The organism is Arthrobacter sp. AFG20 (assembly GCF_002892795.1).
Classification (GTDB): Bacteria; Actinomycetota; Actinomycetes; order Actinomycetales; family Micrococcaceae; genus Arthrobacter.
The window spans coordinates 300,541-325,855 of the sequence record NZ_PJMC01000001.1; the positions used below are offsets into that span (position 1 = coordinate 300,541).

General features: G+C 66.6%; 25 protein-coding genes. 15 read left to right on the top strand and 10 right to left on the bottom strand.

What is annotated here, in order from left to right:
• Positions 1-28: 28 nt before the first annotated feature.
• The gene (locus CXZ05_RS01310) at positions 29-1,219 is read left to right on the top strand and encodes an acyl-CoA dehydrogenase family protein (RefSeq protein ID WP_102970808.1); all 1,191 of its coding nucleotides are present in this window, start codon (positions 29-31) and stop codon (positions 1,217-1,219) included.
• 19 nt (positions 1,220-1,238) lie between these two features.
• Here CXZ05_RS01310 and CXZ05_RS01315 read toward each other — a convergent pair whose 3' ends face one another.
• Entirely contained in the window at positions 1,239-1,772 is a 534-nt protein-coding gene (locus CXZ05_RS01315; RefSeq protein WP_102970809.1) for a M23 family metallopeptidase, read from the bottom strand.
• 422 nt (positions 1,773-2,194) lie between these two features.
• Here CXZ05_RS01315 and rpsB point away from each other — a divergent pair, with 422 nt between their 5' ends.
• The 6 genes from rpsB (at position 2,195) to CXZ05_RS01345 (ending at position 7,176) form a co-directional block, all read left to right on the top strand.
• Positions 2,195-3,064: a 30S ribosomal protein S2 gene (rpsB, locus tag CXZ05_RS01320; RefSeq protein ID WP_102970810.1), complete on the top strand. Its 870-nt coding sequence runs from the start codon at positions 2,195-2,197 to the stop codon at positions 3,062-3,064.
• 126 nt (positions 3,065-3,190) lie between these two features.
• Positions 3,191-4,027 (top strand): translation elongation factor Ts, encoded by an 837-nt coding sequence (tsf, locus tag CXZ05_RS01325; protein ID WP_102970811.1) that lies wholly within the window; start codon positions 3,191-3,193, stop codon positions 4,025-4,027.
• Between the two features lie 125 nt (positions 4,028-4,152).
• Positions 4,153-4,890: a UMP kinase gene (gene pyrH / locus CXZ05_RS01330; protein WP_102970812.1), complete on the top strand. Its 738-nt coding sequence runs from the start codon at positions 4,153-4,155 to the stop codon at positions 4,888-4,890.
• A gap of 98 nt (positions 4,891-4,988) precedes the next feature.
• Positions 4,989-5,546 carry a ribosome recycling factor gene (gene frr / locus CXZ05_RS01335; protein WP_102970813.1) on the top strand — a complete coding sequence of 186 codons (558 nt, stop codon included), beginning with the start codon at positions 4,989-4,991 and terminating at the stop codon, positions 5,544-5,546.
• Positions 5,546-6,469 carry a phosphatidate cytidylyltransferase gene (locus CXZ05_RS01340; RefSeq protein WP_102970814.1) on the top strand — a complete coding sequence of 308 codons (924 nt, stop codon included), beginning with the start codon at positions 5,546-5,548 and terminating at the stop codon, positions 6,467-6,469. The genes frr and CXZ05_RS01340 overlap by 1 nt, the downstream gene beginning before the upstream one ends.
• 119 nt (positions 6,470-6,588) lie before the next feature.
• Entirely contained in the window at positions 6,589-7,176 is a 588-nt protein-coding gene (locus CXZ05_RS01345) for a DivIVA domain-containing protein (RefSeq protein ID WP_374754611.1), read from the top strand.
• A 29-nt stretch (positions 7,177-7,205) separates the two neighbouring features.
• Here CXZ05_RS01345 and CXZ05_RS01350 read toward each other — a convergent pair whose 3' ends face one another.
• The 4 genes from CXZ05_RS01350 to CXZ05_RS01365 form a co-directional block, all read right to left on the bottom strand.
• Complete coding sequence (locus CXZ05_RS01350) at positions 7,206-8,672, bottom strand: cation acetate symporter (protein ID WP_102970815.1); 1,467 nt, start codon at positions 8,670-8,672, stop codon at positions 7,206-7,208.
• A 22-nt stretch (positions 8,673-8,694) separates the two neighbouring features.
• The gene (locus CXZ05_RS01355) at positions 8,695-9,057 is read right to left on the bottom strand and encodes a hypothetical protein (protein WP_102970816.1); all 363 of its coding nucleotides are present in this window, start codon (positions 9,055-9,057) and stop codon (positions 8,695-8,697) included.
• Entirely contained in the window at positions 9,054-9,773 is a 720-nt protein-coding gene (locus CXZ05_RS01360) for a LytTR family DNA-binding domain-containing protein (RefSeq protein ID WP_102970817.1), read from the bottom strand. The genes CXZ05_RS01355 and CXZ05_RS01360 overlap by 4 nt, the downstream gene beginning before the upstream one ends.
• 63 nt (positions 9,774-9,836) lie before the next feature.
• Positions 9,837-11,033, bottom strand: coding sequence for a sensor histidine kinase (locus tag CXZ05_RS01365; protein ID WP_102970818.1), 1,197 nt, complete (start codon positions 11,031-11,033; stop codon positions 9,837-9,839).
• A 163-nt stretch (positions 11,034-11,196) separates the two neighbouring features.
• On the opposite strand from CXZ05_RS01365, the gene CXZ05_RS01370 reads away from it, so the two are divergent.
• Positions 11,197-11,592, top strand: coding sequence for a DUF485 domain-containing protein (locus CXZ05_RS01370; RefSeq protein WP_102970948.1), 396 nt, complete (start codon positions 11,197-11,199; stop codon positions 11,590-11,592).
• The gene (locus CXZ05_RS01375) at positions 11,589-13,205 is read left to right on the top strand and encodes a cation acetate symporter (RefSeq protein WP_102970819.1); all 1,617 of its coding nucleotides are present in this window, start codon (positions 11,589-11,591) and stop codon (positions 13,203-13,205) included. Before CXZ05_RS01370 ends, CXZ05_RS01375 begins: the two co-directional genes overlap by 4 nt.
• Positions 13,206-13,292: 87 nt before the next feature.
• Here the strand turns inward: CXZ05_RS01375 and CXZ05_RS01380 are convergent, their stop codons facing one another.
• The 4 genes from CXZ05_RS01380 to CXZ05_RS01395 all read right to left on the bottom strand — a co-directional run bounded on the left by CXZ05_RS01380 (position 13,293) and on the right by CXZ05_RS01395 (position 15,656).
• A complete protein-coding gene (locus tag CXZ05_RS01380; protein WP_258006394.1) occupies positions 13,293-13,895 on the bottom strand; it encodes a hypothetical protein in 603 nt (200 codons plus the stop codon).
• A 3-nt stretch (positions 13,896-13,898) separates the two neighbouring features.
• Positions 13,899-14,303: a DUF4383 domain-containing protein gene (locus CXZ05_RS01385; protein ID WP_102970820.1), complete on the bottom strand. Its 405-nt coding sequence runs from the start codon at positions 14,301-14,303 to the stop codon at positions 13,899-13,901.
• A gap of 128 nt (positions 14,304-14,431) precedes the next feature.
• Positions 14,432-15,025 carry a hypothetical protein gene (locus CXZ05_RS01390; protein ID WP_102970821.1) on the bottom strand — a complete coding sequence of 198 codons (594 nt, stop codon included), beginning with the start codon at positions 15,023-15,025 and terminating at the stop codon, positions 14,432-14,434.
• A gap of 157 nt (positions 15,026-15,182) precedes the next feature.
• Positions 15,183-15,656, bottom strand: coding sequence for an Lrp/AsnC family transcriptional regulator (locus CXZ05_RS01395; protein WP_102970822.1), 474 nt, complete (start codon positions 15,654-15,656; stop codon positions 15,183-15,185).
• A gap of 196 nt (positions 15,657-15,852) precedes the next feature.
• On the opposite strand from CXZ05_RS01395, the gene pdhA reads away from it, so the two are divergent.
• Genes pdhA through CXZ05_RS01410 form a run of 3 tightly spaced genes read left to right on the top strand, consistent with a single transcriptional unit; the run spans position 15,853 to position 19,390 of the window.
• Complete coding sequence (gene pdhA, locus CXZ05_RS01400; protein ID WP_102970823.1) at positions 15,853-17,028, top strand: pyruvate dehydrogenase (acetyl-transferring) E1 component subunit alpha; 1,176 nt, start codon at positions 15,853-15,855, stop codon at positions 17,026-17,028.
• Positions 17,028-18,038: an alpha-ketoacid dehydrogenase subunit beta gene (locus tag CXZ05_RS01405; protein ID WP_102970824.1), complete on the top strand. Its 1,011-nt coding sequence runs from the start codon at positions 17,028-17,030 to the stop codon at positions 18,036-18,038. Before pdhA ends, CXZ05_RS01405 begins: the two co-directional genes overlap by 1 nt.
• The gene (locus CXZ05_RS01410) at positions 18,035-19,390 is read left to right on the top strand and encodes a dihydrolipoamide acetyltransferase family protein (RefSeq protein ID WP_102970825.1); all 1,356 of its coding nucleotides are present in this window, start codon (positions 18,035-18,037) and stop codon (positions 19,388-19,390) included. The genes CXZ05_RS01405 and CXZ05_RS01410 overlap by 4 nt, the downstream gene beginning before the upstream one ends.
• Positions 19,391-19,448: 58 nt before the next feature.
• Here CXZ05_RS01410 and CXZ05_RS01415 read toward each other — a convergent pair whose 3' ends face one another.
• Entirely contained in the window at positions 19,449-20,123 is a 675-nt protein-coding gene (locus CXZ05_RS01415; RefSeq protein ID WP_102970826.1) for a TetR/AcrR family transcriptional regulator, read from the bottom strand.
• Positions 20,124-20,267: 144 nt separating this feature from the next.
• Between CXZ05_RS01415 and CXZ05_RS01420 the strand changes: the two genes are divergently transcribed.
• Genes CXZ05_RS01420 through CXZ05_RS01430 form a run of 3 tightly spaced genes read left to right on the top strand, consistent with a single transcriptional unit; the run spans position 20,268 to position 25,304 of the window.
• Complete coding sequence (locus CXZ05_RS01420; RefSeq protein WP_102970827.1) at positions 20,268-21,875, top strand: carboxyl transferase domain-containing protein; 1,608 nt, start codon at positions 20,268-20,270, stop codon at positions 21,873-21,875.
• Between the two features lie 7 nt (positions 21,876-21,882).
• Positions 21,883-24,126, top strand: coding sequence for a biotin carboxylase N-terminal domain-containing protein (locus CXZ05_RS01425; RefSeq protein WP_102970828.1), 2,244 nt, complete (start codon positions 21,883-21,885; stop codon positions 24,124-24,126).
• A gap of 2 nt (positions 24,127-24,128) precedes the next feature.
• Positions 24,129-25,304, top strand: a complete 1,176-nt coding sequence (locus CXZ05_RS01430) for an acyl-CoA dehydrogenase family protein (protein ID WP_102970829.1) — start codon at positions 24,129-24,131, stop codon at positions 25,302-25,304.
• The last annotated feature ends 11 nt before the right edge of the window (positions 25,305-25,315 follow it).

Sequence of the window (25,315 nt, forward strand, 5' to 3'; positions counted from 1 at the left end):
CGGTCGCTGGCCAGTGCGAAGGAGCGCCATGTCCGCCGTTGAAACCGCCATCAAGAGCCTGCCCTACGCCGACGGCGACTTCTTCTCCTTCGAGCAGCTGCTCACTTCCAAAGAGCGGGACAGGCTGGCCGAGGTCCGCTCCTTCCTGGCCCGGGAAGTAAAGCCGATAGCTGTGGACTGCTGGAACCGCGGCGAATTTCCCATGGACCTGATTCCGAGGCTGGCCGAGCTCGACCTCGTCAGCCCGGTGCGCCGCCAGGGCTATTCCAATCTGTTCGCCGGCATCGTGCACGCGGAAGTCACCCGCGCGGACACGTCCATCGCCACCTTCATGGGGGTGCACGACGGCCTTTTCACCGGCTCCATCGAAGCCCTCGCTTCCCGGGAGCAGCAGGATGCCTGGCTGCCCGACATCTACTCGCTGCGCAAGATCGGCGCCTTCGGGCTGACGGAGCCCCTGGGCGGTTCGGACGTCGCCGGCGGCACGCGCACCACGGCCAGGCGGGACGGCGACCGCTGGATCCTCAACGGCGCCAAGCGCTGGATCGGCAACGCAACATTCTCCGACTGGGTGGTGGTCTACGCGCGCGATGTGGCCGACAACCAGGTCAAGGCTTTCCTCGTGGACACGGCGCTGCCGGGGTTCGGTGCAACGAAGATCGAAAACAAGATCTCGCTGCGGACCGTGCAGAACGCCGACATCACCCTCGACAATGTGGTGATTCCGGAATTCTTCAAGCTGGCCAACGCCAACAGCTTCCGCGACACCAACAAGGTCCTGAAGGTCACCCGCCTCGCCGTCGCCTGGCAGGCGGTGGGCCAGCAGCTCGCCGCCTTCGACGTTGCCCGGCGCTACGCCGTGGAGCGGCACCAGTTCGGGCGCCCGCTGGCTTCCTTCCAGCTGGTGCAGAGCCAGCTGGTCCAGATCCTGGGAAACGCGGTCAGCTCCATGGGCATGATGGTGCGGCTGGCCCAGCTCGAGGATGCCGGCCAGGCCAAGGATGAGCAGTCAGCCCTCGCCAAAGCCTTCACCACCGCACGGATGCGGGAAAGCGTTGCAATCGGCCGCAGCCTGCTCGGCGGAAACGGCATCGTGACTGACTTCGAGATGGCCAAGATCTTCGCCGACGCCGAGGCGATCTACTCCTATGAGGGCACCCACGAAGTGAACACCCTGGTGGCCGGCCGCGCCATCACCGGAGTCTCCGCGATCGTCTAGTCCCCGACCGTCTGGCAAGTCAGTTCAGCGGCAGCAGCACCGAGGGCCGCAGGTCCAGGATGAAGGACAGCGGATTGAGGTACTCCTCTCCGCGGCGGACCCCCCAGTGCACGCACGGTGAGGAACCGCAGTGGCCAGCCAGCAGGGTGCCCACCATTGCGCCCTTGGCCACGGAAGCGCCCTTCTTGAGCGTGCTCCGCACCGGTTCGAAGCTGCTGCGCAGGCCATTGCCGTGATCAATGGTGATGACGGGCCGGTCCACCACCACGCCCACAAAGCTGACGGTGCCGGACTCCGGGGCGGTAACCGGACCGCCGTCGGACGCTGCTCCAAGGTCCACGCCCCGGTGCCCGCTCAGCCACGGTTTGTCCGGGGGGTCGAACGGGCGCAGGACCGCCGGCCGCGGCGCAAGAGGCCAGCTCCAGCCGGCCGGCGCCGTCGTAGTGGACCGAGCGGGGAAAGCCGCTGGTAAAGCGAACGGTGCGGGCGCAGCGGAAGGTGCGGCGGCCGCCGTCGTGAGCAGGAGCAGCGCCGCCAGCACATAAGTTCTCATGTCCCCAGCATGGGGGCCCGATCCGCCGGCCGGAACGGGGCCTCCGGCCTATGTGGAAAACGCCGCCCGGCGCGGCAGGACCGGTGCATTTGCCGCGGTCCGCTGTAGTACACTTGACGGAGCAGTTTGCTGTGCCCTCAACGCATTCCATTTCGTGGCTAGCGTCAGCACGCCCCATTCAGGAGTGCGGGGGAGCGGCAGCTGACTACGCGTATCCAGCCCTCCACAACCGGTAAGCAGTTGCTTGCTGCTGCGGAGGATTGCGCCTCTTGCGGTCAGGCCCGGCAACGGTCCTGATGAGATGTGCAATGGATGCCAGGAGCCTGTGCCCGCCCGGGTAAGGCTAAATAACCGTCAACTATTGGCAGGGTAAGAGCGGCCGCGGCCGCTCTCATGAATGACCTGCCGGAAGGAGCGTCGGCATGCCCGTCGTAACCATGCGCCAGCTGCTTGACAGCGGCGTCCACTTTGGACACCAGACCCGCCGTTGGAACCCGAAGATGAAGCGCTTCATCTTCACCGAGCGCAACGGCATCTACATCATTGACCTCCAGCAGTCGCTGTCCTACATCGACCGCGCCTACGAGTTCGTCAAGGCCACCGTTGCCCACGGCGGCACCGTGCTGTTCGTCGGCACCAAGAAGCAGGCTCAGGAAGCCATCGCCGAGCAGGCAACCCGCGTTGGCCAGCCGTACGTCAACCAGCGTTGGCTCGGCGGTATGCTCACCAACTTCCAGACTGTTGCCAAGCGTATCCAGCGCATGAAGGAACTCGAAGAGATCGACTTCGACGACGTCGCCGGCTCCGCTTACACCAAGAAGGAACTGCTGCTTCTCCGCCGCGAGCTCACCAAGCTCGAGTCCAACCTCGGCGGTATCCGCAACCTGACCAAGGCACCGTCCGTGCTGTGGGTTGTCGACACCAAGAAGGAGCACCTGGCTGTTGACGAGGCCAAGAAGCTCAACATCCCGGTTGTGGCCATCCTGGACACCAACTGCGATCCGGACGAAGTCGACTTCCCGATCCCGGGCAACGACGACGCCATCCGCTCCGTCAACCTCCTGACCCGCGTTGTTGCTGACGCCGTTGCTGAGGGCCTCATCGCCCGCAACCAGCGCGCAACCGGCACCACCGAGACCCCGGAAGAGCCGCTGGCTGAGTGGGAGCGCGAGCTCCTCGAAGGCAGCAAGACCGAGGAAGCTCCGGCTGCCGAGGCTGCTCCCGCCGCAGAGGAAGCTCCTGCCGCAGAGGAAGCCCCGGCTGCTGCCGAGGGCACCGACTCCGCGAAGTAACAACTTCATCGGGATTTCCGGGCGCTGTCCGCAGCGACCGGGCAACTGACAGGATGGCCGCTCACCAGGTGAGCTGCCGTCCTGTCGGTCCGTACACACGAAAATTTTCTAGACAGAGGGGTTCACATGGCGAACTACACTGCCGCTGATATCAAGGCTCTGCGCGAGCGCACCGGCGCCGGCATGATGGATGTCAAGAAGGCTCTCGACGAAGCCAACGGCGACGCCGAGAAGGCGATCGAGATCATCCGCATCAAGGGCCTGAAGGGCGCCACCAAGCGCGAAGGCCGCTCCACCGCTGAAGGCCTGGTTGCTGCCAAGGTCGCGGGCGGCGTCGGCGTAATGATCGAGGTCAACTGCGAGACCGACTTCGTCGCCAAGGCTGACAAGTTCATCCAGCTGGCTGACAAGGTCCTGGCCGTCGCTGTCGAGTCGGGCGCTGCCGACCTCGAGACCCTGCTCGCCACCGATGTTGACGGCAAACCGCTGTCCGAGGTTGTCGTCGAAGAGGGCGCTATCCTCGGCGAAAAGGTCGTCGTCCGCCGCATCTCCCGCATCGAGGGCGCTACGGTCGACGCTTACCTGCACAAGACGTCCAAGGACCTTCCGGCCCAGGTCGGCGTCCTGTTCGCTGTTGACGGCGAAGGCGAAGCAGCTGCCACCGCCGCGCACGATGTTGCCGTTCACGTTGCAGCCATGGCTCCGAACTACCTCTCCCGCGAGGACGTTCCGGCCGAGCTCGTCGAGTCCGAGCGCCGCATCGCCGAGGAAACCGCAAAGGCCGAGGGCAAGCCCGAAGCTGCGATGACCAAGATCGTCGAAGGCCGCGTTACCGGCTTCTACAAGGGTGAGGTCCTGGTTGACCAGGCTTTCGCCAAGGACGCCAAGAAGTCTGTGGCGCAGGTCCTCGAAGAGGCCGGCGTCAAGGGAACCGCGTTCACGCGTTTCCGCGTCGGCTCCTAGTCTGACAAGCAAGGGGGTGGCCACTTCGGTGGCCGCCCCTTTTGCATGCACCGGCCACATAAGAAATGTGAGCGCTGGCCGGATGCGCGATAACCTAGCTCAGAGTTCACCAACCGGAAGGCACCATGGAAGCCGTCAATACTCCCGTCCAGTCTGAGAAGAGCAGGCGACGGGTTCTCCTGAAGCTGTCCGGTGAAGTCTTCGGCGGCGGCAAGCTGGGCGTCGACCCGGACACCGTCCGCGCAGTAGCCAAGGAAATCGCTGCCGCCGTTCCCGACGTCGAGGTGGCCATCGTGGTTGGCGGTGGCAACTTCTTCCGGGGCGCCGAACTGTCCCAGAGCGGCATGGACCGTTCGCGTGCCGACTACATGGGCATGCTGGGAACCGTCATGAACTGCCTCGCCCTGCAGGACTTCCTGGAGCAGGCCGGTGTTGAAACCCGGGTCCAGACCGCTATCACCATGGGACAGGTGGCCGAGGCATACATTCCGCGCCGTGCCATCCGCCATATGGAAAAGAACCGCGTTGTCATCTTCGGCGCCGGCGCAGGCCTGCCATACTTCTCCACGGATACCGTGGCTGCCCAGCGCGCACTCGAGGTGCACGCCGACGTGGTGCTTATGGCCAAGAGCGGCGTGGACGGTGTGTACACCGCCGACCCGAAGAAGGACCCGACGGCGGAGAAGCTGGAAAACCTCAGCTACGACGACGCCCTCCGCCGTGACATCCGCGTCATGGACCAGACCGCAATGACCATGTGCAAGGACAACAAGCTCTCCATGGTGGTGTTCGGCATGGAAGGCGAAGGCAACGTCACGCGTGCCATCCGCGGCGAAAAGCTGGGAACGCTGGTCACGGCCTAGTTACGGCTAGGATATTTCTAGGATGGTTCCGCCCATTGGGCGGGACCAGGATTGTGAAATGCCCCGGTTGACCGGGAACCAATGTCTGAGGAGAGATCGTGATCGAAGAAACCTTGCTCGAAGCCGGGGACAAGATGGACAAGGCTGTTGAGGTCGCCAAGGAAGACTTCGCCTCGATCCGCACCGGGCGGGCAAACCCCGGCCTGTACAACAAGGTCATGGTGGAGTACTACGGAACCCCCACTCCGCTGCAGCAGCTGGCATCCTTTGCGATCCCGGATGCCCGCACCATCCTCATCACGCCGTTCGACAAGACCGCCCTGCGGGACATCGAGCGGGCGCTCAGCGATTCCGAGGTCGGCGCCAACCCGTCCAACGACGGAAACGTCATCCGCATCACCATCCCGGAGCTGACGAAGGAACGCCGTAAGGAATACGTCAAGATCGTCAAGGCCAAGGGTGAGGACGCCAAGGTGTCCATCCGCAACATCCGCCGCAAGGCCAAGGAAACCCTGGACCGGCTTGTCAAGGACGGCGAAGCCGGCGAGGACGAGGGCACCCGCGGCGAAAAGGAACTGGACGCGATCACCAAGCAGCACGTCGAGGGAATCGACGAGCTCCTCAAGCGCAAGGAAGCTGAGCTGCTCGAGGTCTGATGGGCCAGGCACAGCAGGCCCCCGGTGCGCGGGCCCGAACCCGGACCCGCCAGCCAAGGCCCAACCCCACCCCTGGGGCGGGACGCAACCTTCCGGCGGCAATCGCCGTGGGCCTGGCCATGCTCCTGGCGGTGCTTGGCGGGCTGCTCTTCCTGCCGCTCGGCTTTGTTGCCGTGGTTACCACCTTCGCCGCCTTCGGTGTGTGGGAGGTCTTCCGGGCGCTCGAAGCCAATGGCACACGCCTGCCCATCGTGCCCGTCATGGTGGGCACGCTGGCCATGCCGTTCTCGGCCTACTTCGGCGGCCTGGAAAGCCTGCTGTTCGCGATGCTCGCCAGCAGTGTGGCCGCACTGCTCTGGCGGTCCGTGGAGAGCGCAACCGGCTCGGCCCGCAGCATTTTCGCTGGGGTGTTCACCCTCGCTTGGGTGCCCTTCCTGATCAGTTTCGCCGCGCTGCCGCTGCACGTCGAAGGCGGCGCCTCCCCGGCGGGTCCATGGCCGGGTGGGACTGTGCCGGAAGGCGCCTGGCAGATTGTCATCCTGCTGCTCCTGGTGGTTTCCAACGACACGTTCGGGTACCTCGTGGGAGCGCGGCTGGGCAAGCACCCCATGGCGCCAAAGATCAGCCCGAAAAAGTCCTGGGAGGGTTTTGCCGGATCCATTGCGGGCGCAATGCTCGTCGGGATCCTTGCCAGCATCTTCCTGCTGAACAAGCCCTGGTGGGTGGGGGTTGTGCTGGCCATCGGCATGGTGGCGGCCGCTACCGCCGGCGACCTCGCTGAATCGATGGTCAAACGCGAACTCGGCGTCAAGGACATGAGCAGCATCCTGCCAGGACACGGCGGGGTGATGGACCGGCTCGACTCGATTGTGTTCGCCTCGCCGGTGGCCTTCATGCTGTTCGTCCTGTTCTCCGGGGCCTGAGTTTCCCCCGGACTTGCTTTTCCCAGCAGGGCTTCCCTGCAGGTGCCTCTGGCACCCGGCCCTCCGCAACGACCTAAAATAATGCGGTTACGACCCGCCGAAGAAGTATCGAAGGAAACATGGTGAGAGTGGACAGCAAGCGGCAGATTCCGGCGTCGTTCGAACGCGTGGCGCGGACGGACTACGGCTACAACGCCAAGCAGGTGGACCAGTTCCTGCAGCAGGCCCGCGTTTCACTGGAGACGCCGGAAGCGGCCGCCCACCCCATCAAGAGCGCCGATGTCCGGTCCGTGTCCTTCGACCCCATCAGGGGCGGATACTCCGCCACCGCCGTGGACGCCGCGCTGGACCGTCTTGAAGACGCCTTCGCCCGCCGGGAGCGGGACGACCTCATCGCCGCACGGGGCGAGGACGCCTGGCTCCGGCAGATCGGGCAGCTTTCCGGAACGCTCCGCGGCCGCCTTCACCGGCCCGACGGCGAGAGGTTCCGTCGCCCGGTCAGGAAAAACGCACGCAGCTACAACATCAAAGATGTGGACGCCCTGTGCCTGGACCTGATCGGTTACCTGGAACAGGACAAACCCCTCAGCGTTGACAATGTGCGCCGCGCCGTCTTCCGCCCTGCCGCCGGCAAGGACGGCTACGAGGAGACCCAGGTGGACGCCTTCCTCGACCGGGTGGTCGAGCTGATGGCCGCCATCGACTGACGGCCCCCCGCTCAGCGTTGGCTGGCCGCTCAGCGTTCCGTTACCAGCGGCCGCTCGGGCGTGTGCAGCCTGGTCATCACCCTGGTGGTGGTCCGGGGCACCCGGGAACTTGTGGCACGCGACGTCAGGACCATCACGGTGAATGCCGCCGGCACTGTCCAGGCCGCGGGCTGGGCCAGCCACGGCGGCGTCCCCGCCACCCCGAGCACCGTCCCCGCCACCATGGCGCCGCCGCACAGCAGGCCGCCGGTCGCCATGCCGGCTATGGCACCGGCGTCGGTCAGGCCCCGCCACCAGATGCCAAGCAGCAGGACCGGGCAGATGGTGGACGCCGTAAAGGCGAAGACCAGGCCCACGCTCCCGGCGAGGGCCAGCGAGTCCGTCATGAGCGCCAGGCCCAGCGGAACGGTGATCGAGACCAGGGCCGCCACCCGGAACCCGCGCACACTGCCGCCCAGCACGTCCTGGCTGATCACGCCGGCCAGCGAGACGACGAGCCCCGACGTTGTGGACAGGAACGCGGCGAAGGCCCCTGCCACGACGAGCGCGGACAGCAGCTCGCCGGCCGGGCCCCCGACGAGGCGGCCTGGAAGCAACAGCACCAGGGCATCCGCCTGCCCGGCCCGTGCCAGGTCCGGGGCGAACAGGCGCCCGGCCAGTCCGTACGCCGTCGGAAACAGATAGAACACAGACAGCAGGCCCAGCACGATCAGCGTGGTCCGGCGCGCCGACTGCCCGTCGGGATTGGTGTAGAAGCGGACCAGGACGTGCGGCAGTCCCAGCGTTCCGAACAGCAGGGCAACGAGCAGCGAGATGCTCTGGTAGGGGCTGGCCGGACTCGCCCCGCCCGGGTTCGCGGCCACTGCCGCCAGGGCTGGAGCGCCATCTTCGGCCAGCACCAGCAAAATGAAGATGAGGGGCACGGCCAGTGCCGTAAGCTTCAGCCAGAACTGAAAGGCCTGGACGAAGGTGATGGAGCGCATGCCGCCAGCCACCACGGTGAGGCACACCACCACCACGACGGCGGTTGATCCGGCCCACGACGGCAGGCCGGTGGTGGTCCGGATGGTCAGGGCAGCGCCGTGCAGCTGCGGGACGATGTACAGCCAGCCCACAATAACCACAGCAAGGCTGGTGACACGGCGCACGGCCCGCGAATCGAGCCTGGATTCGGTGAAATCGGGAATGGTATAAGCGCCGGAACGCCGGAGCGGCGCGGCCACGAACAGCAGAAGCATCAGGTAGCCGGCGGTGTAGCCCACGGGGTACCACAGGGCATCCGTGCCGGACAGCAGGATCAGGCCGGCCACGCCCAGGAAACTGGCGGCGGAGAGATACTCGCCTCCAATGGCCGACGCGTTCCACCAGGGCGGCACGGTTCGGGAAGCAACATAGAAGTCGCCGGTGGTGCGGGAGATCCGCAGCCCGTAGAAGCCGATCACCGCCGTCGCCACGGAAACGGCGGCCACCGCCGCGATGCCCACCGCCGGATTCACCGGAGGATCACCTTCTGGAGCATTACTTTTCCCCGGCGAGGTCGCGGTAGCGGGTTTCGTTCCGCGCGGCGCTGCGGACATACAGCCAGGCGCTGACCCCGGTCACGGGGTAGATCCCGGCGCCCAGCAGGAGCCAGTCGAACGGGATCCCGGCAATCCGCGTCTGCGCCAGTCCCGGTACGGCGGCAAGCAGCAGCGGAAAAGCGCCGAGGATCAGCAGGAAGCCGCCGGCCACCACCAGGGCAAGCCGGAGCTGGGAGCGGATCAGCGACCGGACGAACACCTGGCCCACAGCCGACTCCTCGGCTGACTCGCGCGGCCCGGCCGAGGAGTCGGCCGAAATGCGGGACGCCGAACGGGGCGCCGTGACCCTGACACGCGTCATGCCTGCGGCCGGATCCTGGTTGCCTCAAGCTTCTCGCGGACGGCCGGCAGGTGCCGCCGGCTGATCGGCAGTTCGGCGTCCTCGACGGAGACGCTGGGGCGGACCGCGGCGAGCTTGAGGTGCGAGATGTGGGCGAGGGCTACCAGATAGGAGCGGTGGGTGCGGATGAAGCCCGCGTCCGACCACTGCTGTTCCAGGTCGGCGAGGGGAACCCGGATCAGGTAGCTGGCATCGGCGGTGTGGAGCCGGGCGTAGTCACCCTGCGCCTGGACGTAGGTGACGTCGTCGCGCCGGATCATTCTGGTGGTGCCGCCCTGGTCCACGGTAATCATCTCCGGCGTGGCACCGCCGTCGCGGATCAGTTCACTGATCCGGCCCACGGAGCGGGCCAGCCGCTCGGCCCGGACGGGCTTCAGCAGGTAGTCCACGGCCGCAAGCTCGAATGCCTCCAGCGCGCAGTCCTCGTCGGCTGTCACGAAAACGACGGCGGGCGGGCGGCTGCTGCGGGAAATGGCACGGGCGATGTCCAGGCCGGACACCGCCGGCATATGGATGTCGAGGAAGACGGCGTCTACGGCCTCGGCTTCGAGGACCCGCAGCGCCTCAGCGCCAGAGGAGGCGCGCAGGATGGCGCCGATCCTCTCATCACGGCCCAGGAGGAAGGCAAGCTCCTCAACTGCGGGCAGTTCGTCGTCGGCGACGAGAACGTTAATCATGGTCCTAGGTTATCTTTCGGGGCCCGCCGCTTCGTGCTTAGGAAACTTCCGGCGCGAACAATTTCAGGCATCATGGTCCGGCTGCGACTTCGGGACCCGCATGGTGATGAGCGTGCCCTCGCCGGGAGCCGTCTCGATCACCAGTCCGTGATCGTCGCCGTACACCTGCCGGAGCCGGGCATCGACGTTTCGCAGGCCCACGTGCTCACCGTCCACGTGGCCGGCCAGCATTGACTGCAGCTGCACAGGATCCATGCCCACGCCATCGTCCTCGATGGTGACCTCCGCGAACGCGCCCGAGTCGTTGGCTGAGATGGTGATGTGGCCCGGACCCTCCTTCGCCTCCAGGCCGTGCCGGACCGCATTCTCCACGAGCGGCTGCAGACTCAAAAACGGGATCACCGTGCTCAGCACCTCCGGGGCGATCCGCAGGCTGACCTGCACCCGTTCGCCGAACCGTGCCCGCTCCAGCAGCAGGTACCTGTCGATGCACCGCAGCTCCTCGGCCAGCGTGGTGAAGTCCCCGTGCCGCCGGAACGAGTACCGGGTGAAGTCCGCGAACTCGACCACGAGTTCGCGCGCCCGGGCCGGATCGGTGTTGATGAAGGAGGCAATGGCGTTCAGCGAGTTGTAAATGAAGTGCGGGCTGATCTGGGCCCGGAGGGCCCGCACCTCCGCCTCCATCAGGAGCGTCCGGGAGGCGTCCAGCTCGGCCAGTTCCACCTGTGTGGCCACCCAGTCTGCTACTTCGGTGGTGGCGCGCACCAGCCCTGCCCCCGCCTGCGGTGCGAAGGCCGCCACAGCTCCCACCACGCGCACACCGGACCGGACGGGGGCCACGACGGCGGCGGCGACGGGTCCGGATTTGGGGGAGTGGAGCTGCAGGTCGGCGGCGTTGAACACCTGGGTCCTGCCGCTGGAGAGCACTTCCGCGGCGAGCGCCATCAGGCCGGGACGCAGCTCCTCGGCGGTCCCGTCCCAGGCCAGCACGCCGGATACGTCCAGAATGGCCAGCGCATCACAGCCAAGCAGGGCCCGCAGCTGGCGGCTTGCCTTGGCGGCACCTGCGGGGTTTAAGCCCGTCCGCAGGTGCCGTCCAGCTTTCGACGCGGCGTGGAGGGTGTTGTAAGTGGCCCGCTCGGCGTCCGTTCCCAACTCGCGGAAGGAGCGCAGCACCTTGAGTCCGACGGCGACGACGGCGGCCACTGCGAGCGCGATGACGGCCACGGCGGCCGCGGAATAGAGAGGGGAGTCCGGCATGCTGCCAGCGTAGCGCGTGCCGTTTGGCGCAGCAGCGACGCCGCTGACCGACCGGCAACGCGCAACCACTGGAACTTCGGCCCCGCTGTGACGCACAGTGATGGCAGTCACATCGGCTGGTGAAGCGCGGCCGTGTGTGAGTCAGTCTCAACGAGGAGGAATGATGGGTAACGATGCCCGAACCCCGGCCGCGGCGGCGTCCGCGGACTTCGAGGAAGTCCAGGCCACGCAGCAGTTCCAGGAACTGCGCAAGCGCCACCGTAGCTTTGTGTTCCCCATGGCCATCGCGTTTCTGCTCTGGTACTTCGCGTACGTCATCCTTGCCGCCTACGCCGTGGACTTCATGTCCACCAAGGTGTGGGGCAACATCAACGTCGGCATCATCATGGGGCTGCTGCAGTTCGTGACCACCTTCGCCATCACCGGCTGGTACGTCAGCTACTCGAACAGGCGCCTGGACCCGATCGCCGCGGACATCCGGCACGGCATTGAAGGCCACGAGTATGACAAGTCAGGCAGCAGCGCGCCGGGCAGTTCAGTAAGCGGAGGAGCAAAATGATCACCATTCCCGCAGCGGTTGACGTCGCCGCACTCAAGGACACCACGCTGCTGAACATGGGCATTTTCGCCCTGTTCGTCGCCGTCACCATGGTCATCGTTCTTAGGGCCAGCCGGAACAACAAGACGGCCGCCGATTACTATGCCGCCGGGCGTTCCTTCACCGGCTCGCAGAACGGCACCGCCATCGCCGGCGACTACCTGTCGGCGGCGTCCTTCCTGGGCATCACCGGTGCCATCGCCATCAACGGTTACGACGGCTTCATGTACTCCATTGGCTTCCTGGTCGCCTGGCTGGTGGCACTGCTGCTGGTGGCGGAACTGCTCCGGAACACGGGCAAGTACACCATGGCCGACGTCCTGTCGTTCCGCCTCAGGCAGCGTCCGGTCCGCATCGCGGCAGCCATCTCCACCCTGGCCGTCTGCTTCTTCTACCTCCTGGCCCAGATGGCCGGCGCCGGAAGCCTGATCTCGCTGCTGCTGGGCATCAGCGACTGGGGCGGACAGGCCCTGGTGATCATCGTCGTCGGCGCCCTGATGATCATGTATGTCCTGATCGGCGGAATGAAGGGCACCACCTGGGTGCAGATCATCAAGGCCTGCCTGCTCATCGCCGGTGCCGCTGTCATGACACTCTGGGTCCTGGCCATCTATGGGTTCAACCTCTCCAGCCTGCTGGGCGGCGCGGCCGAGGCGGCGAACAACCCTGCCTTGCTCAACCCAGGCCTGCAGTACGGCAAGACCGAAACGTCCAAGCTGGACTTCATGTCCCTGGCCCTGGCCCTGGTGCTGGGTACGGCCGCCCTGCCGCACGTGCTGATGCGCTTCTATACGGTGCCCACCGCCAAGGAAGCCCGCAAGTCCGTAGTTTGGTCCATTTGGCTGATCGGGCTGTTCTATATCTTCACGCTGGTCCTCGGCTATGGGGCCGCTGCCTTGGTGGGGGCGGACACCATCAAGGGCGCCCCCGGCGGCGTCAACTCGGCAGCGCCGCTGTTGGCCTTCCACCTGGGCGGCCCGCTGCTGCTGGGCTTCATCTCGGCCGTGGCTTTCGCCACGATCCTCGCCGTGGTTGCCGGCCTCACCATCACCGCCGCCGCCTCGTTCGCCCATGACATCTATGCCAACGTCATCGCAAAGGGAAAGGCCGACGCCGACACCGAAGTTAAGGTGGCCCGCCGCACCGTGATCGTCATTGGCATCCTCGCGATCCTGGGCGGGATCTTTGCCAACGGCCAGAACGTGGCCTTCCTGGTGGCGCTGGCGTTCGCCGTGGCCGCCTCCGCCAACCTGCCCACCATCATCTACTCCCTGTTCTGGCGCCGGTTCACCACGCAGGGTGCGGTCTGGAGCATGTACGGCGGGCTCGCGTCGGCCATCATCCTGATCGCGTTGTCACCGGTGGTGTCCGGTGGCGCGACCTCCATGATCAAGGGCGCCAACTTCGCCGTCTTCCCGCTGAGCAACCCGGGCATCGTGTCCATCCCGCTGGCCTTCATGCTGGGCTGGCTCGGCACGGTCCTGGACAAGAGGCAGGAGGACCGCAGCAAGCAGGCCGAGATGGAAGTCCGGTCGCTGACCGGTGTCGGCGCTGAGAGGGCCGTGGAGCACTAGCGCTGGACAAGCAAAACGGCAGGAGCCCCCGCGCACTACTCGGGGGCTCCTGCCGTTTTGGCAGCTGCCAGGCATGCGTCGGCGCGTTCAGGGTGAGTGGTGGCCTCCGGCGTGTTCACCATGCGGCACAGCGAACTGGCCCGCCGTCGATGCGGCGAGTCCCGGCGTCGTGATGGCGGCAACCAGCAGCGCTCCGGCGAAGGCGGCAGCGAGCAGTGTTCCCGCACCCGGCCGGCCCGATGTGTTCTGGCCCGGTCCGCCGGGAAGATTGCGGGCCCTGTGGCCGAGCCATGACGTGGCCGCGAGGATCATGAGGGTCAGCAGCAGGGCGGCGAGGTGGCTGATGCCCAGGCCGGCCATGCCGCTCCCTGCGCCCAAGACAATGGCCGCCACGTGCGCGGCCGCTGCCGCGGGCAGCAGGAGAGCGGAGGCCCGCGGCATCGGGAAACGGTTCCTGCTCAGCCCGGCAACGGTCCACCCCAGCAGGGCTGCACCCCAGAGCAGGGCGGCCGTGGCGCCGGCCGCCCTGCCGGGGAAGTCGGTGCCGGCGGCAGCAAACAGGCTGGAGGCGACGGCGAGGTTGACCGCTGCGGCGCCGAGGCCGGCAAAGCCGGCGAAGAGCCTGACGGCATCGGAACGGTACGTTCCCTGTGTTGCCGGAACAGCCGCGATGGCCTGGCTGGTCATCATTTGTTACGCGCGGGCCGTGGCGGGGACCTTGTCCAGGGACAGGCCGACGCCGAGCAGCAGGACGGCGCTCGCGAGGTGGAGAACGTTGTCGGCGCCGTTGAGGGCAATGATGTTCAAAGGCGAGCTGAGCAGGAACAGACCGAGGATGCCCACCAGCAGATACACCGCACCCACAGCCGTGTTAACGGTGCGCGCAAGCTGGACATCCTTGACGCCGGCGTAGAGCAGCGCGGCGCCGATGGCCAGGTGGATCACGTTGTGCAGCGGGTTGACCTCGAAGATGATCAGGTTGGAGCCTTCGGTGGAGAAGAAGCCGACTCCAGACGTCACGGCGAAGCCGACGAGTCCCACCAGCAGGTAGACGGCCCCGAAAACAGTGGCGATAAGACGGTTCGGTGAGTTGCGCATGGCCCAAATTCCTTCCGGTTGCCGGCCCGGGGCAGAAGCCCTGGCCAGATTTGCGGAGCCCCGGCTGGGACTCTCGGAAGCAATTCGGGTCCGGTTGGCGCTTGGATGGGTGCGAGGTCGGAAGAGGGTCAGGCCTTTGGCCGGAGCTTGATGGTGACCAGCTTCAGTTCGTCCTTGCCGGCGAAGCGGTACACCATTTCGATGTCCTTGCCCTGGCATTTGATGAGCCCGGCGACATCCGCAATGTTGTTGTCGTTCTGCGTGCTGACTTTGAGGTCGTCGTAGGCGGTGGTGCAGGACGGGTCCAACTGGAGGCTCTTGACGCCTGACGCGAATTCCTCGCGACTCAGCTGCTCCTTGAGGCTCGGGTCCATGTAGTCGTTGTAAGCCTTGTCCGTGTCGCCGGCGATAACCAGCTTGGTGAAGTCGTCCGCGAGGTCCCCTGCCTGCCGGGTGGACCCGCCCACGAGGTTCACCAGGAGCAGGACCCCGACGATTACCAGCAGGAGCACGCCTGCCACAATGCCCACCACGATCCAGAGGCCCTTGCGGCTTTTGGCCGGAGGCAGCCCCGGCAAGCCGAACGGGGAAGGCGGAAGGGACCGCCGGCCCGGCGGTTGCTGTCGGCCGGGCTGCTGCGCACCGGGTTGGTAGGGACCGGGCTGCTGCGCACCGGGTTGGTAGGGACCGGGCTGCTGCGGGGGGAGCGGGGGATTGCTCAAGGGTTGGGCCTTTCCGGCACCGCACCGGCGGCGCTCCAACTAACGCGGCACAGCCGGCGCCCGGTTGCTTTTGTGGAATAGCCTATAGCGCCGGCGCATTGCATCGAAACGCCGGGAACCGCGATGGTTTCCCGTCGTTACAGACTGCCAGGTGCGCTCAGTCTTCCGCCGAGTTGCGGTCAAGCAGCGGCTGAATCCGGAAAGGTATCAGTTCACCCATCGCCAGGGCGGTGTCGGTCCTTTCGACGCCGTCGCAGGCCAGGATCTTCCCGTTGATCCGGAAGAGGTCTTCGGCGTCCAGTGCCACCACGCGCAGCAGCAGGTCGGCCGAGCCTGTCAGGCCGTAGCCCTCGAGGATCTCCGGCACGGCCGCCAGGTCCTCGGCGAGGGAACCGAGCTTTTGCTGCTGGACATGGACCGAGATGAAAGCCATCAGCGGATAGCCCAGGGACACCGGATTGATGCGCCGCTCGAACGACAGGAAAGCGTGCTTCTTCTCGAGCTGGACCATCCGCGCCTGGACGGTGTTGCGGGAGAGGCCGAGCTTCTGGGCCAGGGCCACCACCGTGCGGCGCGGGTCCTGCGCCAGGGCCGAGAGCAGCCGGGTGTCTGTGCCATCCAAAGCTTGCATAATGCGCAAGGCTAGCACGGTCCGAAGCAGCAAAACAGTGCATTCTGCTCAGTTTCATCGACGGTAGTTGTACCACCTGAACATTGTGAGTAGGGTCACAATTAACCGGGGCAAAGGCGCCCGGGAGGCCGGAACGCGGCGGCATCACGAGTCCTGCCGCGGGATGGTTAAACGACGTCAGAAGGTTGCGGCAACAGTGGTGACAGACGATGCGGGCCAGGGCGGAACAGCCGCCGGCCAGGACAACTATGCAGGGCACCAGGATGGCGCAGGCCACGGCATGGTCCAGCTGATCACCCCCGCGGGGGAGCGTGTCAGCCATCCGGAGTATGACCTCTGGGTCAAGGACGTATCAGACGAGCAGCTGTGCTCGCTCTACGAGGACCTGGTGGTGATCCGGCGGATCGACAAAGAGGCCACCGCGCTGCAGCGCCAGGGCGAACTGGGCCTCTGGCCACCTCTCCTGGGCCAGGAGGCCTCGCAGGTGGGATCCGTGCGGTCCCTGCGGGATGACGACTTTATTTTTCCCAGCTACCGCGAGAACGGCGTGGCCTACTGCCGCGGGGTGGACCTGGCGGACATCCTGCGCGTCTGGCGCGGCGCTGCCTCCGGCGGCTGGGACCCGTACACCGTCAATATGGCCATCCCGCAGATCGTCATCGGCGCGCAGACGCTGCACGCCACCGGGTACGCCATGGGAATCCAGAACGACGGTGCCGACTCCGCAGCGATTGTGTACTTCGGCGACGGCGCCACCAGCGAGGGCGACGTCAACGAGGCCATGGTCTTTGCCGCCAGCTTCCAGGTGCCCCTGGTGTTCTTCTGCCAAAACAACCAGTGGGCCATCTCCGAACCGGTGCGCCTCCAGTCCCACACCCAGCTGGTGGACCGCGGGGCCGGATTCGGCATCCCCAGCATGCGGGTCGACGGCAACGATGTCTTGGCCGTCATGGCAGCCACGCGAGTGGCCCTCGACCGGGCCCGCCGGGGCGGCGGCCCCACCTTCATCGAGGCCGTTACCTACAGAATGGGACCGCATACGACGGCGGATGATCCCACCCGGTACCGCGACCCCAACGAACTCGAAGACTGGGCGGCCAAGGATCCGATCGGCCGGGTCCATGCGCTGCTTGACCGGAAGGGCCTGTTCACCGAGGAGTTCGAGGCCGGCGTGCGGGCCAAGGCTGACGCCGTCGCCCGCGAGCTGCGTGCCGGCTGCACTGGCATGCCGGATCCCGAACCCCTGGACGTCTTCAAGCACGTGTACAGCACCCCCAACTCCTGGCTGGACCGCCAGCAGGACCACTACTCCCGTTACCTTGCCTCCTTCGGCGATCCCGCAGGGGCAACACAAGAAGAAGGTGCACGCTGATGACGCAGATGACCTTTGCGCGGGCAATCAACTCAGGCCTGCGCAGATCCCTCGACAACGATCCCAAGGTGCTTCTCATGGGTGAGGACATCGGCACCCTGGGCGGCGTCTTCCGCGTGACCGACGGACTGCAGAAGGACTTCGGCAAGCACCGCGTCGTGGACACGCCCCTGGCCGAATCCGGCATTGTGGGCACCGCTGTTGGCCTCGCCTACCGCGGGTACCGGCCGGTGGTGGAAATCCAGTTCGACGGCTTTGTCTACCCCGCCTTCGACCAGATCGTGTCACAGGTGGCCAAGATGCATTACCGCAGCCGGGGCGCGGTGAAAATGCCCATCACCATCCGCATCCCGTTCGGCGGCGGCATCGGGTCGCCGGAGCACCACTCCGAGTCTCCGGAGGCCTACTTCGCCCACACGGCAGGCCTGCGGGTGGTCACCCCGGCCAGCCCGCAGGACGCCCACACCATGATCCAGCAGGCCATTTCCTGCGATGACCCGGTGGTGTTCTTCGAGCCCAAGCGCCGCTATCACGACAAAGGCGAAGTGGACGAGTCGCTCGATCCCGATTCAGCCCCGCCGATGGGCCAGGCCCGGGTGGTCACGGATGGGAGCGACGTCACGCTCGTGGCCTACGGGCCACTGGTAAAGACGGCCCGTGATGCTGCCACGGCGGCCGCGGACGAAGGCGTCTCGGTTGAGGTCATCGACCTTCGGTCGCTCGCTCCGGTGGATTTCGCCACCGTGGAGGCCTCGGTCCGCAAGACGGGACGGCTGGTGATCACCCACGAGGCCGGACAGTCGGGCGGGCTAGGCGCGGAGGTTGCGGCGAGCATCACCGAGCGCTGCTTCTACCACCTTGAGACGGCGCCCGTCCGCATCACCGGGTTTGACGTGCCGTACCCCTATTCGAAGGTGGAGATGCACCACCTTCCGAATCTTGACCGGATCCTCGACGGCGTGGACCGCGCGCTGGGCCGGCCGAATTCGCTAAGCGGGCTGGAAGGATGACCGCCACCATGATCAAGGAATTCCGGCTGCCCGATCTCGGGGAAGGACTGACCGAATCCGAAATCGTCAGCTGGAAAGTGGGGGTCGGGGACACCGTCAGTCTGAACCAGATCATCGCCGAGGTGGAGACCGCCAAAGCAGTGGTGGAACTGCCCTCACCGTTCGCGGGCGTGATCACGGCCCTGCATGAACAGCCGGGAACGGTCGTGGAGGTGGGCAAGCCGATTGTCTCGTTCGAGGTGAAGGACGACGCCGGTAACCAGACAGCCGCTGCCGCTCCGGCTGAGGTGGCTCTCCCCAAGAGGGAACCCAACCTCGTCGGGTACGGCGCCGTCGTCGAAAGCACCGGCCGTCCCGTCCGACGGCAGCGCACGCTGGTTCAGCCCACCCCGCTGGCTGAGCCCGCCCCGCTGGCTGAGCCTGTCGAAACCAGGTTTGCCAACACCAGCACAGCCGAGCGGCCCCGTTCCACGCCGCCCGTCCGGAAGCTGGCCAAGGACCTCGGAGTCGACCTGGAGAGTGTCCCGGGGAGCGGCCCCCGCGGTCTCATTACCCGTGACGATGTGCGTAATTTCGTTGGCGGCGGGGATCTTCCCGCGGCCGCCCAGGAGCTGGCAGCACAGGAAGTTCAGCCCGCGCCGGCCCAGGGCGAGCGTGAAGTGCGGACACCAATCAAGGGCGTCCGCAAGTTCACGGCGGCTGCCATGGTCAGCAGCGCCTTCACGGCCCCCCATGTGACGGAGTTCCTCACTGTCGACGTCACTCCTGCCATGGAGCTGCTGGCCAGGCTCAAGGAAAACAAGGCCTTTGCCGGCCACAAGCTCACGCCGCTGACCCTCGTGGCCAGGGCTGTCCTGATCGCCCTGCGGCGCAATCCCGGCCTGAACGCCAAGTGGGATGAGGCCAACCAGGAGATCGTGCAGTTCAACTACGTGAACCTCGGCATCGCGGCCGCAACCCCGCGTGGTCTCACCGTTCCCAACATCAAGGACGCGGACCGGCTGGCGCTCGTTGACTTGTCCACCGAGCTCGCAGAACTGACGGACACCGCCAGAGCCGGCAAGACCAGCCCGGCGGACCTCTCCGGCGGCACCATCTCCATCACCAACATCGGTGTCTTCGGGATCGACGCCGGCACGCCCATCCTCAATCCGGGGGAGGCCGCGATCCTCGCCATGGGTGCCGTCCGGAAAACCCCGTGGGAGTACCAGGACCAGGTAGCCCTGAGGCAGGTCATGACGCTGAGCCTCTCCTTCGACCACCGGCTGGTGGACGGCGAACAGGGATCGAGGTTCCTGGCCGACGTGGGCGCCCTCCTCGCGGATCCCGGCATGGCCTTAGCGATGGCATAGCCGCGATTCCAGGTTGCCTGCCGCTCACGCTCGAGCGGCAGGCAACCGGGGAGCGCAGTTAGTCGGAGAGCGGGCTGGCCGTCACCAGCAACGCCGCCAGGGCCATGTTCTCCAGGAGCGGCCGCGCTGACTTGATCGCCATCCGCCGGCCGTGGTTGCGGACAGAGTGCGGCGTGGAGTTGATCAGGCCGAATGTCGCGTGGGCGCGCATGCGGAGGTCGGCCGTGTCTGTTGTGCCATGGATGCCGGCGAGCACGTCAACCCACACCTCCACGTAGCTGCGCTGCAGGGCACGCACCTGTGCCTGGTCCTCGCCGGTCAGGTTGCTGAAATCCCTGTCCTGCACGCGGATCACGTCGGGGTTGCTGAGGGCAAAGTCCACGTGGAACTGCACCAGACGGTTGAGCGCGGCGGAGGGATCGGAGGCGTCGGCCACCACGTGGCGGCCGCCGTCGAGCAGGTCCTGGCTGACGGTGAGCAGCAGCGCGCCCAGCACGGCCTGCTTTCCGGGGAAATGGCGGTACACGGCGGGTCCGCTCACGCCGGCCGCGGCACCAAGGTCCTCGAGGGAGACCCGGTTGAACCCGTTGACGGCGAAGAGCGTGGCCGCAGCGGACAGGAGTGCCTTCCGGCGGGACTCCTTCGCCCGGCTGCGCTGCGTGGTAACGGATGTCTCATGGCCGGCTGCGGCCTGGACAGGAGCGGTGAGCTCTCCGTGATCTGTGGTGGGCACATTTCCTCCTCGGAACCCAAGAACTCTACCAACATCCTGTGTTGGACATCACAGTTACTAGAGACTAACCTAAACTCAGTTACGAGGCACTAACCGAAATGCGGCGGGACTGCCGCCGGCAGTGCCCGGGAATGGAAGCGGTCAATGGAGACACTCGCCAGCCTGCTGGACACCGCCGGCAGCGCCTTCGAGGCCAACAGCCTTGCGCAGTGCGCGCTCGCTGATGAGCTGCGAAAGCGTCTTGCCACCACAGCCCTGGGCGGGCCGGAGAAATCCCGCGAGCGGCACGTGGCCCGCGGCAAGCTGCTGCCCCGGGAGCGGATCGACCGCCTTCTCGACGACGGCAGTCCCTTCCTGGAGATCGCCCCGCTGGCCGCGAACGGGATGTACAACGACGATTCGCCCGGCGCCGGCATCATCGCCGGCATCGGCCTGGTGCACGGCCGCCACGTGCTGGTGATTTCCAATGACGCCACCGTCAAGGGCGGCACCTACTATCCCATGACGGTGAAGAAGCACCTCAGGGCCCAGGAGATCGCACTCGAGAACCGGCTCCCGTGCATCTACCTCGTGGATTCGGGCGGAGCCTTCCTCCCTAAACAGGATGAGGTCTTTCCGGACCGGGACCATTTCGGCCGGATCTTCTACAACCAGGCCCGAATGTCCGCTGCCGGGATTCCCCAGATCGCCTCCGTCATGGGCTCCTGCACCGCAGGCGGCGCCTACGTTCCCGCGATGAGCGATGAAACGGTCATCGTCCGCAACCAGGGCACCATCTTCCTCGGCGGGCCGCCGCTCGTGAAGGCCGCCATCGGCGAAATCGTCAGCGCGGAAGAACTAGGCGGCGGCGACGTGCACTCCCGGATCTCCGGCGTCACGGACCACCTCGCCGAAAACGACGAACACGCCCTGCAGATCGTCCGCGACATCGTCGCCACGCTGCCCGGACCCGCCGCGCCCGCCTGGGACGTGGACACCGCCGTCGAGCCGGCTGCCGGGCCCGGCCAGCTCTACGGCGCCGTGCCCACGGACGTCAACGCGCAATACGACGTCCGCGAGGTGATCGCCCGGCTGGTGGACGGCAGCCGCTTCCATGAGTTCAAGAAGAACTACGGCCCCACCCTGGTGACCGGCTTCGCCAGGCTTCACGGACATCCCGTGGGCATCGTGGCGAACAATGGGGTGCTGTTCAGCGAGTCTGCGCTCAAGGGCGCCCACTTCATCGAGCTGTGCGACCAGCGCGGCATTCCGTTGCTCTTCCTGCAGAACATCTCCGGCTTCATGGTGGGCAAGGACTACGAGCAGGGCGGGATCGCCAAGAACGGTGCCAAGATGGTTACCGCCGTGGCCACCACGCGCGTACCCAAGCTGACAGTGGTGATCGGCGGGTCCTTCGGCGCCGGCAACTACTCGATGTGCGGCCGGGCCTATTCACCGCGCTTCCTGTGGATGTGGCCGGCCAGCCGGATCTCGGTCATGGGCGGGAACCAGGCCTCAAGCGTCCTGGCGACCGTCAAGCGCGACCAGTTCGAGGTGGCCGGGCAGGAGTGGTCCGCCGAGGATGAGGAGGCGTTCAAGGCCCCCATCCGGCAGCAGTACGAGGACCAGGGCAGCCCCTATTACTCCACGGCGCGGCTGTGGGACGACGGCATTATCGACCCCGCCGACACCCGCACCGTGCTGGGCCTGGCCCTCGACGTCATCTCCCGCGTCCCGCTGCCGGAGACCTCCTTCGGCCTCTTCCGGATGTGAGCCGGCGATGACCATTAGTAGCGTGTTTCGCACTGTCCTGGTGGCCAACCGCGGCGAGATTGCCTGCCGGGTGATCAGGACCCTGCGCGCCATGGGCATCCGGTCGGTTGCCGTCTACAGCGACGCCGACGCCGGCGCCCGCCACGTGCGCGAGGCCGACGCCGCCGTCCGGATCGGCCCCGCCGCGGCCGCCCAAAGCTACCTCAGCATCGATGCGATCGTCAGGGCCTGCCAGGACACCGGTGCCCAGGCGGTGCACCCAGGGTATGGATTCCTTAGTGAGAACGCGGACTTTGCCAGGGCGCTGGAGGCCGCCGGCATCGCCTTCATCGGCCCCGGGGTCGAGGCCCTGGACGTCATGGGGGACAAGATCCGCTCGAAGAACCACGTGGCCGGGTATGGCGTTCCGGTGGTTCCGGGCATCGCCGAGCCCGGCATGACGGATGAGGAACTCATCGCCGCCGCCCCGGCCGTGGGGTTCCCCCTGCTGATCAAGCCCTCGGCGGGCGGCGGCGGCAAGGGCATGCATGCGGTGGACCGGCCCGGGGACCTGGCGTCCGCCCTGGCCACCGCGCGCCGGGTGGCTGCAAGCGCGTTTGGGGACGACACCCTGTTCCTGGAACGACTGGTGACGTCCCCACGGCACATCGAGGTGCAGGTCCTGGCCGATACGCACGGCAACGTCATCCACCTGGGGGAGCGCGAGTGCTCCCTGCAAAGGCGGCACCAGAAGGTCATTGAGGAGGCGCCGTCACCCCTGCTGGAATCGCTGGCCGACGGCGCGGCCGTCCGCGCGAAGATCGGCGAGGCCGCGTGCCAGGCCGCCCGCAGCGTCCACTACACCGGCGCCGGCACGGTGGAGTTCCTCGTTTCCGACGATTCCCCGGACGAGTTCTTCTTCATGGAAATGAATACCCGGCTCCAGGTGGAACATCCGGTGACGGAAATGGTCACCGGCATCGACCTCGTCGAGTGGCAGGTCCGCATCGCCGCCGGTGACGTGCTCACCGTCGGGCAAGACGACGTCGTTCTTAAAGGCCACGCCGCGGAGGCCCGGGTCTACGCCGAGGTCCCGCACCGTAACTTCCTGCCGTCCTCGGGCGAGGTGGTGCTCCTCGACGAACGCGGCAGCCTCTTGACGCCACGCGGCCGGCCAGATCTCGAAAGCCGGGACGTGCGGATCGACTCATCGCTGCTGCCGGGACTGGAAATCTCCAGCGACTACGACCCCATGCTGTCCAAGGTCATCGCCTGGGGGGCCGACCGCAAGGCTGCCCTCGACGAACTGGACGCGGCGCTGGAGCGGTACACCGTTCTTGGCATCGACACCAACGTGGAGTACCTGCGGCTCCTGATCAACCACGAGGACGTCCGCGCCGGCCGCCTGGACACGACGCTGATTGACCGGAAGATGCCGGAACTGGCGTTCCGGGACATCGGCAGCACGGAGCTCGCGGCCGCTGCCCTGTGGTTCTGGCTTGGCGAGGCCGGTGGAATTGAGCCCGGCGGGGGACAGAACGGGGGACAGACAGGTCCCCGATCGCCTTGGGACAGCGCCCGGGGCTGGCGCCTCGGCGCTCCGGCGCCGTGGCGGATAAGCTTCGGCCTTCCCGGCGGTGCCATGGCCACCGTGGCCATCACCTGGGCGGGCGACGGCGCCCCTGACGCCGGCCATGCCCTGGTCAGCGTCGACGGCGGGCCGGAACTGACAGTCCGGGTCCTCGGGCCGGCGGCGGACGCCGGCGGAGATGACGCCGCCGGACCCGGCGTCATCAGGCTCGAGGTGGAGGACAAGCAGCATACGTTCGCCATCGGGGTGTCCCGGGACAAGCACTCCGACGGCGACCATAGGCGGAAAGCGCGGCCGCGGCAGGTTTACCTGGGCAGCGGCGGCTGGTCCTGCGAGCTCGAAGTCCTCACCCGGGAGTCGCGCCTGGAACGGATCCTGGCCGCCATCGAGCGGGAAGAGGGCGCCGCGGATCCGGAGGTCCGGTCACCCATGCCCGGTACCGTCGTCGCGGTGCCGGTGAGTGACGGCGAGCAAGTGACAGCAGGGCAGGTGCTGCTGTCCGTTGAGGCCATGAAGATGGAGCACCAGCTCGTGGCCGAAGTCTCCGGCACGGTCCACATCAGCGTCAGCACGGGCGACCTGGTCAAGGCCGACCAGGTCGTCGCCACGATTCACACGGCCACCATTCACGCGGCCGGCACCGCACGCCAGGATCCAACAGATGAACGTAAGGAGGCCTAGCCATGGCCGATTTTGACCTCAGCGAGGAATACCAGGACCTCAGCAAGACAGTCCGCGAATTCGCCGACGAAGTGGTGGCCCCCGTCTCCGCCAAGCACGACGAGGAGCACAGCTTCCCCTACGAAGTGGTCTCGCAGATGGCGGACATGGGGCTGTTCGGCCTGCCGTTCCCTGAGGAATACGGCGGCATGGGCGGCGACTACTTCGCGCTGGCCCTCGCGCTGGAACAGCTTGGGCGCGTGGACCAGTCAGTTGCCATCACGCTCGAGGCGGGCGTTTCGCTCGGTGCGATGCCCGTCTACCGGTTCGGCACCGAGGCCCAGAAACAGGAATGGCTGCCGCTGCTCGCGTCCGGAAAGGCGCTCGCCGGCTTCGGCCTGACCGAGCCGGAGGCCGGCTCGGACGCCGGCGGCACGAAGACCACGGCCCGGCTGGAAGGCGGCGGAGACGCCAAGAACTGGGTCATCAACGGCAACAAGGAGTTCATCACCAACTCGGGAACAGACATCAGCAAGCTGGTGACCGTCACCGCCGTCACGGGCCAGCAGGAGCGCAAGGACGGCAGCATCAGGAAGGAGATCTCCACCATCCTGGTTCCCACCGACACACCCGGCTTCAAGGCCGAGAAGGCGTACAACAAGGTGGGCTGGAACGCCTCGGACACGCACCCCCTGACGCTGCGGGACGTCACTGTTCCCGAGGCGAACCTGCTGGGGGAGCGGGGGCGGGGCTACGCCAACTTCCTGTCCATCCTGGATGAGGGCAGGATCGCCATCGCTGCCCTGGCCACCGGCGCTGCGCAGGGCTGCGTGGATCTGTCGGTCCGTTACGCCAAGGACCGCAGCGCCTTCGGGGCCAATATCGGCAAGCACCAGGCCATTGCGTTCAAGATCGCCCGCATGCAGGCGCGTGCCCATACGGCCCGTCTTACGTACTACGATGCGGCCGCCCGGATGCTCGCCGGCAAGCCGTTCAAGACCCAGGCGGCCATAGCTAAGATGGTCGCAGGCGAGGCAGCCATGGACAATGCGCGGGATGCCACCCAGGTATTCGGCGGCTATGGCTTCATCAACGAGTTCACCGTGGCGCGCCACTACCGGGACTCCAAGATCCTGGAGGTCGGGGAGGGCACCACGGAGGTCCAGCTGATGCTGATCGCCCGGGAACTGGGGCTGTAACAGGCCCGGTG

Coding starts and splice junctions, on each gene's coding strand:
- CXZ05_RS01310 (WP_102970808.1), top strand. CDS start 29: ATGTCCGCCGTTGAAACCGCCATCAAGAGCCTGCCCTACGCCGACGGC.
- CXZ05_RS01315 (WP_102970809.1), bottom strand. CDS start 1,772: ATGAGAACTTATGTGCTGGCGGCGCTGCTCCTGCTCACGACGGCGGCC.
- rpsB (WP_102970810.1), top strand. CDS start 2,195: ATGCCCGTCGTAACCATGCGCCAGCTGCTTGACAGCGGCGTCCACTTT.
- tsf (WP_102970811.1), top strand. CDS start 3,191: ATGGCGAACTACACTGCCGCTGATATCAAGGCTCTGCGCGAGCGCACC.
- pyrH (WP_102970812.1), top strand. CDS start 4,153: ATGGAAGCCGTCAATACTCCCGTCCAGTCTGAGAAGAGCAGGCGACGG.
- CXZ05_RS01340 (WP_102970814.1), top strand. CDS start 5,546: ATGGGCCAGGCACAGCAGGCCCCCGGTGCGCGGGCCCGAACCCGGACC.
- CXZ05_RS01345 (WP_374754611.1), top strand. CDS start 6,589: ATGGTGAGAGTGGACAGCAAGCGGCAGATTCCGGCGTCGTTCGAACGC.
- CXZ05_RS01355 (WP_102970816.1), bottom strand. CDS start 9,057: ATGACGCGTGTCAGGGTCACGGCGCCCCGTTCGGCGTCCCGCATTTCG.
- CXZ05_RS01360 (WP_102970817.1), bottom strand. CDS start 9,773: ATGATTAACGTTCTCGTCGCCGACGACGAACTGCCCGCAGTTGAGGAG.
- CXZ05_RS01365 (WP_102970818.1), bottom strand. CDS start 11,033: ATGCCGGACTCCCCTCTCTATTCCGCGGCCGCCGTGGCCGTCATCGCG.
- CXZ05_RS01370 (WP_102970948.1), top strand. CDS start 11,197: ATGGGTAACGATGCCCGAACCCCGGCCGCGGCGGCGTCCGCGGACTTC.
- CXZ05_RS01375 (WP_102970819.1), top strand. CDS start 11,589: ATGATCACCATTCCCGCAGCGGTTGACGTCGCCGCACTCAAGGACACC.
- CXZ05_RS01380 (WP_258006394.1), bottom strand. CDS start 13,895: ATGATGACCAGCCAGGCCATCGCGGCTGTTCCGGCAACACAGGGAACG.
- CXZ05_RS01385 (WP_102970820.1), bottom strand. CDS start 14,303: ATGCGCAACTCACCGAACCGTCTTATCGCCACTGTTTTCGGGGCCGTC.
- CXZ05_RS01395 (WP_102970822.1), bottom strand. CDS start 15,656: ATGCAAGCTTTGGATGGCACAGACACCCGGCTGCTCTCGGCCCTGGCG.
- CXZ05_RS01405 (WP_102970824.1), top strand. CDS start 17,028: ATGACGCAGATGACCTTTGCGCGGGCAATCAACTCAGGCCTGCGCAGA.
- CXZ05_RS01410 (WP_102970825.1), top strand. CDS start 18,035: ATGACCGCCACCATGATCAAGGAATTCCGGCTGCCCGATCTCGGGGAA.
- CXZ05_RS01420 (WP_102970827.1), top strand. CDS start 20,268: ATGGAGACACTCGCCAGCCTGCTGGACACCGCCGGCAGCGCCTTCGAG.
- CXZ05_RS01425 (WP_102970828.1), top strand. CDS start 21,883: ATGACCATTAGTAGCGTGTTTCGCACTGTCCTGGTGGCCAACCGCGGC.
- CXZ05_RS01430 (WP_102970829.1), top strand. CDS start 24,129: ATGGCCGATTTTGACCTCAGCGAGGAATACCAGGACCTCAGCAAGACA.